The 11,908-nt window shown below is 71.3% G+C and carries 5 protein-coding genes; all 5 read right to left on the reverse strand.

What is annotated here, in order from left to right; translation table 11 throughout:
- Positions 1–20 precede the first annotated feature (20 nt).
- Complete coding sequence (locus AB1578_16960; GenBank protein ID MEW6489592.1) at positions 21–806, reverse strand: ABC transporter permease; 786 nt, start codon at positions 804–806, stop codon at positions 21–23.
- Positions 793–1,527: an ABC transporter ATP-binding protein gene (locus AB1578_16965; protein ID MEW6489593.1), complete on the reverse strand. Its 735-nt coding sequence runs from the start codon at positions 1,525–1,527 to the stop codon at positions 793–795. The genes AB1578_16960 and AB1578_16965 overlap by 14 nt, the downstream gene beginning before the upstream one ends.
- The gene (locus AB1578_16970; protein MEW6489594.1) at positions 1,514–2,380 is read right to left on the reverse strand and encodes an ABC transporter substrate-binding protein; all 867 of its coding nucleotides are present in this window, start codon (positions 2,378–2,380) and stop codon (positions 1,514–1,516) included. The genes AB1578_16965 and AB1578_16970 overlap by 14 nt, the downstream gene beginning before the upstream one ends.
- Entirely contained in the window at positions 2,368–10,005 is a 7,638-nt protein-coding gene (locus AB1578_16975) for a DUF2341 domain-containing protein (GenBank protein ID MEW6489595.1), read from the reverse strand. The genes AB1578_16970 and AB1578_16975 overlap by 13 nt, the downstream gene beginning before the upstream one ends.
- A gap of 11 nt (positions 10,006–10,016) precedes the next feature.
- A partial coding sequence (locus AB1578_16980) for a CxxxxCH/CxxCH domain-containing protein (protein MEW6489596.1) occupies positions 10,017–11,908 on the reverse strand: 1,892 nt, incomplete at its 5' end.

Below are 11,908 nucleotides of genomic sequence, written 5' to 3' on the forward strand. Positions count from 1 at the left end.
ACAAGCCCGGCGGAACCCATTCACGGGGCGAACCGCCGTGCCAGGGCCCAGCGGGCCGCGAGGAAGACCCCCGCCCCGAACACCGCGATCCACGCGAGCTCGCCCCACAGGGGAGAGCCGAAGTCCCCGTGGAGGAGGGCTCGGGCTGCCTTGACCAGATGGGTGAGGGGAAAGATCCAGGCGATCCCCTCCACCCACGCCCCCAGGCCCCGGATGGGGTAGAAGACCCCCGAAAAGAAGAACATGGGAGAGATGATCAGCGTGAAGTAGTAGTTGAAGGAGTCGTATCCCCGGGCCAGGGACGTGACGACGAGGCCCATGCAGCCGAAGATCAGGCCCGCAGCCGCCCCAAGGCCCAGCCCGACGACCCCGAACCAGGGGGGAAACACCCCCCAGGCAATACCCAGCGCCAGCACGGCGGTCCCGCTCAAGAGGCCCTTGGTGGCAGCCCACAGGAGCTCGCCGAGCACCACATCGGCGAACGTAAGGGGCGAGAGGAGCATGCTCTCGCCCACTTTCTGGTGTTCCAGCTTCGTAAACGTGCTGTAGGTGGCTTCGATCGTGGCGCTGTACATGGTGGAGGTGAGGAGGAGGCCCGGAGCCACGTAGTGCAGGTACGGCTGGCCTCCCACCGCGGGGATCAAGGTGCCCAGCCCGTACCCCAGGCCCAGGAAGTAGAAGAGGGGCTCGCCCAACGACCCCACGAGGCTCGTGCGCCAGGACTTTCGCCACACCGCGGCGTTGCGGAGCCAGACGAGGAGCGCGCCGCGCAGGGATGGGGGCCCCGTCCGGCTACGATTTCCCACCGGCTACCCGCAGCAACGGGGCCCGGCCGGCCAGCTCGCCGGGCGCTCCCTGCCCCGCCAGCCGGCCCCGGTCCAGGAGCACCGCCCGGTCTCCCAGAAGGTCGGCCTCGTCCCGGTCGTGGGTGGCGAGCACCAGGGTCGTTCCCGAGGCCTTGAGCTCCTGAAGGGTATCCAGGAACCGTTCGCGACTGCCCCCGTCGAGACCCCGGGTGGGCTCGTCCAGGAGCAGGATTCCGGGTGCGCAAAGCAGCGCCCGGGCCAGTACGAGGCGGCGGCGAAGGCCCGAGGAGAGCTGACCCACCCTCGCCCCCGCCCGGTCGGCGAGACCCACCCGCTCCAGGACGCGAGCCGCGGCGGCACGGGCCCGGGGACCCCCGAGGCCGGCATACCGCGCGTGAAACCACAGGTTCTCGGCTGCGCTCAGGTCCGGATCCAGGGCGTCGTCCTGGGGCACCATCCCCACCCGTTCCTTGACGCGTCGCAGGTGGTCGCGCACCTCCAGCCCTTCTACCCGAACGGAGCCGCAGGTAGGGGGAAGGAGTCCCGCGACGAGGCGCAGGGTGGTGGTCTTTCCCGCGCCGTTGGCGCCGAGCAGGACCAGGCAGGTTCCCGGCGGCACCCGCAGCGTCAGGCGATCCACGGCGGGTTTCCCACAAAAGATGCGGGTGGCCCCGTCGAGGGAGACCGCAGGAGCGGCCCCGAGCTCCTCAGCGGTCCGCATGACAAACCTCCGGGTGGAGCAGGCGGCTCAGCACCCGCACGGCCTCCCCGATGCGGGGGCCGGGCCGGTTGACGAGCACGATGTCGAAGTCGGTGCGGTCGTAGACCCTGGCGTTCCTCACGGCGGAGAGCCCGGACCAGCCCGGGCGCTTGGCGACCCCGCCCTTGTACTGGAAGGGGTGGTCGATCAGGATGACGTCCGGCTCGGCCGCCGCCACCTCGCCGGGGTCCACGGCGAAGTAGGGGACCCTCCGGTCCCCGAAGGCGTTTCGGCCCCCGGCGGCCCGGATCAGGTCGTCCATGAAGGAGCCGGGGCCCACGGCGTAGAGCCTGGCGGGGCCGTCCACCTCCAGATACACCCGGGGGCGGTCCACCTCCGGGAGCCCGGCCAGCCTGGCGCCCACTTCTACGAGGGCCGCCTCGATCTCCGCTACGAGCTCCTCGGCCCGCTCCTCCCTCTGCGTGAGCCGCCCCAAGCGCCGGATCGCCTCGCCCACCTCGGCCACGTTCCGGGCAGGGAGCACGAGGGCCCGAAGCCCCGCCTCCTCCAGGGCCTCCTCGTCTCCCGGCCTCCCGTATTCGCTCAACACCACCAGGTCGGGGCCCAGGGCCGTGAGGGCCTCCAGGTCCGGGCGGTTGAAGTCGCCGGCCTTGGGCTTGAGGCGGGCCTCCACCGGGTGGTCGCAGTGGCGCGAGACGGCCGCCACCAGGCCTCCCGCCTCCAGGGCGAAGAGGATCTCGGTCGCCCCGGGGGAGAGGGAGGCGATGCGCAACGCGGCGGCTTCGCCCCCCGGCGCCGGGCACGGGGCCGCCAGGAGCAGGGCCGCGGCGAGGGCCCGGCCTAGCGGGCCCACGTGGTGTCCCCCTCCTGCCACGGCGGGGTCGTTACCGAGCCGGTGCTGTAGGAGGATCGTTCCGTCCCCCGGAAGGAGCGCACCCGGTAGCGGTACTCGATCTCGGGGTCGATGGCCGTGAAGTCCACGTGGGTGGTCTGCTCCACCGGAAGGGTGGCGATCCGCACATACCGGCCGTTCCAGACCCGCACCTCCACCTCGAACCCTTCCGCATCTGCGGCCGCGTCGGCCCACTCCAGCCGGATCACCCGGGAGTTGACGGCGGTGGCCGTGAGGCCCGCCGGCGCCGCCGGGGCCGTGAAGGCGCAGGCCGGAGGCGAGTAGACCGTCCAGGGCTGGGTGGCGGTCTTGTAGGCTCCCGTCCGATAGCAGTGGGTCGTGGAAGGTTGGGCCGTGGTGTCCTCGTAGCGGGTGATCCCGGCGCCCACCGTGCCTACCAGCGTGAAGTCGGCGCAGGCTTCACCCGTGCACCGCTCCACCCGGAACCCGGTCTCGTCCGACGTGTTGTCTTGCCAGGTCAGGTCCACCTGCCGGTCTCCCGCCACGGCGAGGGCGAGGCCCGTGGGCGGCATCGCCGCGGGGGTGGCCGCGTAGGCCGGTGCGCTGGGCGCGGTCTCCCAGACAGGGGCAGTGGTGCGGTAGTGGCGCGCCCGATAGGTGTAGGGGGTGCCCTGGGCCGCGGTGGCGTCGTCCCACGTGGTCCCGGTGCCGGCGTTGCTGTGGATCACCGTGAAATCGCTGCACCCCTCCCCGGCGCACCGCTCGATCCGGGTGCCCGTCTCCGAGGCCGTGGTGCGGGTCCAGGTGAGCCGCACGGTGGTCGTGTTCTGGACCGCGGCGGCGAGGTTTGCCGGCGGGGTGGGGATGGTCTCGGCCTCCACGATGACCGAGCTTGCCTGCCAGGGGCAGGTGACCCCGGTCTTGTAGGCGTCGATCCGGTACCGGTAGCGCCGGTTGGCGGTGAGGCCCGTGTTGCTGAAGGCCCGCGCGGCAGCAGCCTGGGTGGAGACGGACGTGGTGGGGGTGCAGGGAGAATCCCCCAGGGCTGCGTCGCACCGGTACACGAAAAAGCCCGAGTGGTCTGCGGCAGGGTAGGTCCAGGCGAGGTCGATCCGGTTCTCGAAGACCATGGCGGCCGTGAGGTCCGCCGGTACCGCGGGGGGAGGACTCACCACCTGAGCTTCGGCGCTCCACGGGGTGGTCCAGGACGGCTCGGTCGATTTCTCGGCCCGAACCTGGTACCAGTAGGTGCGGTCGGCGCATACCGAGGTGTCCTGGTAGGCGGTGGTGTCGGGCCCGGGGGTGGCCAGGTCGCCGTAGGCACCGGTGCACCCGGTGCCGCTGCACCGGCGCTGGAGTCGGAAGAGGGTCTCGGAGGACGTGTTGTCGTTCCACCCGAGGTCGATTCGGGTGGAGTGGACCAGCGTCGCCGCGAGACCGTCGGGAGGCTGGACGGCCGGCGTGGAGGCCGAGATCGGTCCGGCCCACGCCGTCTGCCAGCCGGAGCCCCCGGAGCGCACGGCCCTCACCCGATAGGTGAAGCTCTGGCCCTGGCTCAGGCCCTGGTGGTCGTAGCCGCTCGCGCCCGCCGGGGCCACCGCCAGGGGCTGGAAGTCGCTGCACTCCAGGCCGGGGCACGCCTGGACCTCGAAGCCGGTCTCGTCCAGGGTGTTGCCGGTCCACTGGAGGCGGACGACGCTCTCCGAGATCCCCTCGGCGGAGAGGACCGAAGGGGCCGCCGGGGTGAGGGTGGTCACCGGGAGCTCGGCGCTCGACGCCTCCCAGGCGCCCTCCCGGAAGGCCACCACCCGGTAGCGGTAGGCCGTGGAGGGCAGCGCCGTGGCGTCGGCGAGGGAGACGGCGTTGGGGGCTGCGGTGACCACGGGGGCGAAGCCCCCGGGGCAGTCCACTCCCTCGAGACAGCGCTCCACCCGAAAGCCCGATTCGTTGGCCGTGTTGTCCGTCCACCCGAGGGTCACGGAACTCTCTCCCACCCGGGTGGCCGTCAGGGCCGAGGGAGCCACGACCCCGGGCACGGTCGCCACCGCCACTCCGCTCCAGGGCGTCTCCCACTCCCCCGCCTTCACGGCCCGGACCCGGTAGCGGTAGGTCGCCCCGGGGGTGACGGGCTGGTGGACGAAGGAGGCGGCGTTGGGCCCGAGCGCCGCCAACAGAGCGAAGTCGGAGCAGGGCGCCCCGGCGTCCTCGCACCACTCCAGCTCGAACCCGGTCTCCTCCGCGTAGGCGTCGATCCAGGAGAGGGCCACCTGCTCCGAGGCCAGGTGGGAGGTGTCGGCCACCAGGGGCACCTGGCAGTCCCCCAGGGCCGCTGCCCCGTGGGTGAGGGTCAGGGGCCGCCGGGCGGCCCAGGAGCCCCCGGAGAGGTCGAAGGCCCCTGCCTCCCCGCCGCCCCACGCCACCGCGGGCTCGGGCACCGGGGTCCGCCCCACCCGCACCTCGTGGATCCGCATCCGGTGGCTGTACTGTACGATTTCCACCCTCATGGGGGAGTTCGTGTACAGGTTGCTGTCGTAGAGCAGGGTCCAGTGGGCCCAGGCCCCCCCCTTGATGTAGGTGCGGGCCCCCTGGCCGGCCTTGAGCTGGAAGCGCACCTCGTAGGTCTGGTTCGCCGCGTAGGCGAAGGTGGCTCGGTTGGTGCTCCCCTCCCGCACGTAGAGGTTTCCCGAGGCGAAGTACAGGCCGTAGTAGACGGCGCTCGACGACGTGCTGGTCGTCTGGTTGTAGGTCCACCCCAGGATGGCGTGGTCGTTCGAGAAGGCGATGTTGGGGATCGAGAGCCTCAGGTAGAGCTCCACCCCTTCGGCCCGGGCAAAGGAGGCCTGGGAGATGAGGGCCCGGGTCCAGGCGGAGCTCACGAAGTCGAGGACCAGGTCGTCGTTTTGGCTGATGGAGTGGTCGCCGAGCTTGATCCACTTGGCCGTGTCGACCACCGTGCCCCGGAAGGAGTCGTACAAGGCAAAGGTTGCCGATGCGCTCGAAACCGGCTCGGCGGCGGGGTTGCCCCAGTACTGGAAAAGGGCGGTGTCTCCGGTGGCGAGGGAGGGCAGCCGCACGGCAAACCGGGTGTTCGGGGTCCCGCACCCCGACTCGAGCCAGTAGGGCCGCAGCGTGGCGCCGTCGGAGGCGGTGAAGCGCACGTCCTCGCACCCCGCGTGGAGCCGGGCGGCGGCCGAGAGGCTCGGGGGCGCGAGGTTCGTGTCGGCGGAAGCCGCCGCCGAGTAGGGCCCTTCCCAGGGGTGGGTGACGCCCGCCTTGTAGGCCCGCACCCGGTACCGGTAGGTCCGGCCCAGGGGCAGGCCCTGGTCGCTGTAGGTCCCCGAGGTCCCCGGCGCCGCGTCGGCGCGCCAGGCGAAGTCCGAGCACGCTTCTCCCTCGCACCGCTCCACCCGAAAGCCGCTCTCGTCGGAGTTGGAGTCCGACCAGGCGAGGTCGATCCGGTTCTCCGCGACCCGGGTAGCGGTAAAGCCCGTGGGGGCCGCTGCTGCCGGGGTCGTCTGGTTTCGGACGGTGCTCCAGGCCGAGGCGGCGGGGTAGGGGGGCTCGCCGAAGACCGCCCGCACCCGGTACCGGTAGATCGTCCCCTGGGCCACGCCCGTGTCGTTGAAGGCCGTGACGTTGGGCCCGGCGGTATGCACGACGGCGAAGTCCGTGCACGAGGTCGAGCCCTGGCACCGCTCCACCTGGAAGCCCGACTCCGCGACGCAGGGGTCGGTCCAGGTGAAGCGCAGCTCCGTGGTGCTCACCACCGTGGGGGTGTTGGAGGAGGGAGTGTTGATGGTTGCCGTGCCCGTCCCGATGGCGGAGGGGCTCGAGTCCCAGGCTCCCTCCTTGTAGGCCCGGACCCGGTACCGGTAGGTGCCCCCGGGGAAGAGGCCCGGGTCGTTGTACTGGCGGTCGGCGGCCCCGACGATTCCCACCAGGGCGAAGTCGGAGCAGGTCGAGCCGGCGCACCGCTCGACCTTGAAGCCGGTCTGGTCCGAAGCCGCGGCGGTCCAGTTGACCCGCAGCTCCACCTCGGAGATCCGGGTGACGCCCGACATGGTGGGCACGGAGGGGGCCGGGGTCGTGACCGAGGCCTCGGCGCTGTACCCCGAGGCCCACTCCCCGGTCTGTACCGCCTTGACCCGGTACCGGTAGGAGGTCGAGTGCTCGGCGGCGGCGTCCTGGTAGCCGGTGGCGTTGGCGGGGGCATTTCCCACCCAGGCGAAGTCCGAACACCCTGCGCCGGTGCACCGCTCCACCTCGAAGCGCTCCTCCCCCTGGGTGGTGTCGGTCCAGGCGAGGTCGATGCGGGTGGTGTTCACGGCCACCGCCGAGAGGCCCGAGGGCGCCGGCGGGTCTGCGGTGGCGGTCTGCCGCTCGGCCCACCGGGAGGACTCCCCGTTCTCCCGGAAGGCCTGCACCCGGTAGCAGTACTCCTGGCCCACCGCCAGCCCCGTGTCGATCCACGACGTCTGGTTGGCTCCGGCGGTGTGGACCGGCGTCCAGTGGTTGCCGGTCTCGCAGTCACCCACCCGGCGCTCCACCCGGAAGCCCGCCTCGTCGGCCGAGTTGTCCGACCAGGTGACGGTGACCTCGGTGTACCGGGGGGCGGGAACGACCGGGGAAGGAACCTGGAGCGAGTCGTCGTGACAGGTGACCACCAGGTAGTCCAGGTTGCCCGAGGCGTTGGTGGTGTAGCCCGCCACGAACGTCTGACCGTAGCGGTTCACCGCCAGGGCCAGGGGCTCGTCCTCGCTCGGCCCGCTGAACACCGTGGCGCCGATCAGGACGCCCTGGTGGTCGTACTTCATGGCCAGCACGTCGGAATCTCCGGTCCCCTGGGTGCGGGCAGCCAGGCACACTCCTCCCGATCGGTCGAGCACCGCCGCCGCTAACTGGTCGTCCGTGTCGGGCCGGTCCAGGGTGTGCTCCCACACGACCGCCCCGTCGGGGTCGTAGCGCACGGCGTGGAGGTTGCCGCGCCCCGAGGAGGCGGTGGTGGTCCCGGCGACCACGATCTGCCCGTCGATGGGGTCCACCGCCACCGTGGCCGCTCGGTCGTCCCTCCCCCCGGAGATGTCGTAGATGCGTTCCCAGAGGAGCTCCTCTGTCGATCCGACGGCATACTTCAGGGTCCAGAAGTCCGCGTTTCCTTCGGCATTTTGCCGTTCTCCGGCCACGTACACGGCCCCGTGGCGGTCCACCGCGACGCTGCGGGCGTAGTCGTCCCCGGGCCCCCCGGGCGTGGACGCCCAGAGGCGCTCCCCGGTGGCCCCGCTGTACCGGGCCACGAAGGCGTCGTAGGAGCTCCCGGCCGCGGTGTAGCCCACCACCAGCACGTCCCCGTTTGGGGCGAAGGCCACCGAGGCGGGGTAGTCGTTGCCGCCCCGATCGTAGGGCTGGGCGGCCCAGAGGCGGGTGCCGTCGGGGGCGTACTTGAGGAGGTAGATGTCGTCGTTGCCCTGAGCGTTTCGGCCGTACCCCACGACCGCCAGGTTGTCCGAGCCGTCCACGGCCGCGGCGATGGCGGTGGCCCGGTCGTCGCTTCCTCCCGGCCCGTTGTACTGGTCGGCCCAGGTCTCGGGCGGCCCCGAGGGGGGGTATCCGATGGTGTAGATGTCGTTGGTGTTGGCGGCCCCTCCCCCGTAGAGGGAGGAGTAGCCGGTGACCACCACCCGGCCCTGGCTGTCCACGGCGACCGCCCGGGCCACGTCGATCTCGTCGTCCAGGTCGTTGTACCGGGCGCTCCAGAGGGCGGCTCCGGTGTCTCGCTCGAGCTTCACGGTGTAGTAGTCCAGGGACCCCACGGTGGCGAAGCTGTACCCCGTCACCACCGGGTGGCCGTCGGGCCCTGCCGCCACCGCGGTGGCCACGTCGGGCCCGTTGCCCGCCGGGTTGTTGTAGGTGAAGGCCCAGAGGGGTTCCCGGAACTGGACGATGGTGGTCTTGGCGCACGCCTGGTTGCTCGCGTGGGAGTAGCCGTCGGCGGCGTTGTAGGCCTTGACCTGGTAACAGTACTTCGTGTGGGGGGTGAGGCCCGGGTCGGTGTAGGCGGTCTGGTTGGCGGGCACGGTCGCCACGAGCTCGAAGGTACCCTGCTCGCCGATTCTGCGCTCTACCGCGAAGTGGTCCTCGTTGGGCGAGTTGTCGTCCCAGGTGAGGGCCACCTGGGTCTCCGAGACCGCAGTGGCGGTGAGGCCCGTGGGTGCGTTGAGCAGCCCCGGGTCATACTTGAGGACGGCGAAGTCGTAGTCCGAGGAGCCGGCAGTCCAGGCGTCGGACCACCCGGCCACGAGCACCGCCCCCGTGGGGCAAAGGCCCATCCCCACCGCCTTGTCGTCCCTGAGGGCCGGGCTGCTCCAGAGGCGGTCCCAGAGGAGGGCCCCGGTGTCCTTGCGGTACTTCAGGGTGAGGAAGTCGTAGCGCTGGGCGTCTTCGAGGAAGGCGTGACCTGCCACGAAGACGTCCCCGAAGGGGTCCACGGCCGCCGAGACCGCCACGTCGAGGTTGCCGTTGACCGTGTTGTGGACCTTGCGCCACACGAGGGTGCCGGTGTCGCCCAGGTGGCGGGCGGTATAGAAGTCATACGCCCCCAGGGCGGTGAAGGTGGTACCGGCGACGTAGATGTCGCCTTGCTCGTCCACCAGCACGGCCCGGGGCTCCTCGTCGAACCCCCCGTCGTAGGTCTGGACCGGCCAGCGGTCGACGCCGGTCGAGGCGTCGTACTTGGCCAGGAAGAGGTCCCGGTTCGAGCCGTTGTATCCGTACCCGGTGACGACCGCGTGGCCGGCGGCGTCGAGGGCCACGGCCAGGGCGGCGTCATCGCCGCTGCGGGAGTAGCGCCGGTTCCACCGCAGGTCGCCGGTGGCCGTGTATGCCACCGCCAGGGCGTCGAACTGGGGCACGGCGTTCTGGGAGGTGCCCACCGCCACCACTCCTCCGGTTCCGGCGGCCAGGGCGAGCACCCGGTCGTGCCCCCCAAAACCGGCGTCGTAGCGCCGGTGCCACAGGGGCTGGCCGTCACCCCCGGGGCCGCCGGGGCCGTACTTGACCACCACGAAGTCGTCCCGGGCCGAGGCGTTGGGCGAGTAGCCCCCCACGTAGACGTTGCCCAGGGGGTCCAGGGCCACCGAGGTGGCGAAGTCGTCCCCCGAGGCGCTGGGCTTGAAGGCGTGCTGCCAAAGCACGTCGCCCGTGGCGGCGTCGTACTTCACGGTCTGGAAGTCGTAGTCCGAGCCGGTCCAGATGTAGCCCACCACTACCGGATTGTCGTTCGGGTCCACCGCGACGGCTCGAGGAGAGCCCAGGCCCCCGCTGGGGAAGGTGCGGGCCCACGCGACCCCGGAGCCGTCTCCGGAAAACCGGACGGTGAGGAAGTCCTGGAGCACGTCGCCGGTGGTGCCGGTGACCACCACGTGGCCTTGGGAGTCCACCACCGAGGCCAGGGCCTCCTGGCGGCCGGCCGCGGCGTGGCGGGCTTCCCAGATCACGTCTCCCCCGCCGGCTCGGGCCCCGGTGGCGGCGAGCAGGGCCAGGCCCAGGCCGACCAGGACCGCCGCACCCAGGGGGCCGGTGGGGAAGGAGTCGTTGCGGCCGGTGTGCCGGCTCGGTCGTCGGTGCATCTTCCACCCCCTTACCATGGCGTCACCACGTTCCAGAGGTTTCGGCTCGGCCAGGTGCCCGAGTTGCCGGGTGCGTTGAAGTGGCAGGTGTTGGCGGCTTCGGCCGTGTTCCGGTTGCCCAGGAGGTCGGCGTTGGGGTAACCCATGTGGTTGCCGTAACCGTGGGCAGCGCTGCTCTCGCGGTCGGCCATCCAGGCCTGGCCGCCGGACGCCTTCCGTCCCCGGTGGTTGTAGTCGAGGCAGTTGGTGCGCATGAGGCGGGGCAGTGCCGAGACGTGGGCCTGGTGGCACTTGGAGCAGGTGAACTGGTGCTCCAGGTTGGCGCCCCACCCCTTCACGGCCTCGTGGACCCGGTCCAGGCCCTTCCAGGCGGTGTTTCGGGGGGCGCCGTCCACGAGGGTCTCCTTGGGGTGACACACCAGGCACAGCCCGCCAAAGAGGGCGTCGCCCTCGGCGACGAAGGAGCCGGCCCCGAAGGTGTTGCGGTCGAGCCAGTACCCCGCCTGGACGTTGAGGCGGCTTCGGTACAGATCGTTTTGGTTGGCCCTGTACTTGCCCCAAGCGTTGGTGGTCGTGTTGGCGTAGCTCCCGTAGGCGTCCGGTGGAGCCGCGTCCTCCTTGTAGGGTGAGGTGAGCCAGGTGGAGCGCAGGAGCGGCACGGCGTACTCCCGGTCGGCTCCCAGGGAAGGGCTCACCCCATGGGGGTCGTGGCAGCCGGTGCACAGGCCATTGAGCTGCCAGGCGGCAGGGGTCCCCAGGGGAGAAGAGGCCTTTAGGTGCCCCCCCTTGAAGGGGCTGTTCACCTTGTAGGGAAAGCGTTCGATGTTGCCCCGGGCGGCGTCGGCGAACCGGGGGGAGTCCCGGTACCCCAGGATCGGCGCCGTGGCGCCAAAGGTCGTGTTGTAGCCCCAGGGGGTGGCAAACCCCGTGGGGTAGCCCGGGGGCCGGGTACCCCGGGCCTCGGTGAGGTGGCAGTCGAAGCACTGGGCCGCCCCTACTGCGTAGGGGTTCAGTGCTCCGGTGCCGGCCTGGGCCCGGTAGGTGCTCGTGTATCCCCCCCGGCCCGCCTGGGTCTCCTTGAGGTTTCCCCCGTTGTAGGTGCCGTCGAAGGTCATGTAGCTCGAGGTGACCCCCACGGTCTTGGAGCCGTGGGAGTTGTGGCAGTCGTAGCACTGCACGTTGACCGCCCCGGTCCGGGTGTTCGGCAGCGCGTAGTCCTCCCCGGCCCGGTCGAACTTGCGGAAGTCGTCCCAGGGGCCGGTGGCCGACCAGCCCCCTGCGTTGGCGACCGCGTTGCCGTGGGCCGAGAAGGCCTTGGTCACGGCCTTGGGGGCCCCCCCGGGGGCGCTCGGGTACTTGCCCCAGGGGGTGGTCCCCGGGTCCGAGTACCGGGAGGCGATGCTGGAGCGGTCCCAGGCGTATTGGCGGGGGGTCTTGGAGTCGCCGAAGGGGTCGGTGTCGTTATTGTCATCGCTGTGGCAGGCGAGGCACATCTCGGTCACCTTGGCCACCTCGCCGCGCTCCTCGGCCGAGCCGATCTTGTTTGCGGTGAACGTCACCGCGGTGACCCCCAGCTCGTACTGCGCGGGCCTCGCCCCCGGCCCCCAGAGCACCAGGTCCACCGGGGCGTTGGGCACCGAGGAGTGATCCCGGGAGTTGAAGCCCTCGTGGTACTGGGGATCGATGAGCCCCTCCGGCGTCGCCTCCCAGTGGCAGGCGTAGCAGTGGCGGTTGGTGATGGGCACCCCCTGCACGTGGTGGGAGGGGGCCCGGAACTGGCCCAGGATGTCCATGCGCAGCTTCACCGCCCCTTCGTGGCACTTGGTGCAGTCCCGGGGCTGCCCCAGGCCTGCGTGGCGGGTCACGGGCTTCGCCGCGTGGCACTCATTGCAGGGCTGGCCCG

Source organism: Thermodesulfobacteriota bacterium (assembly GCA_040756475.1).
Lineage (GTDB): Bacteria > Desulfobacterota > Deferrisomatia > Deferrisomatales > JACRMM01 > JBFLZB01.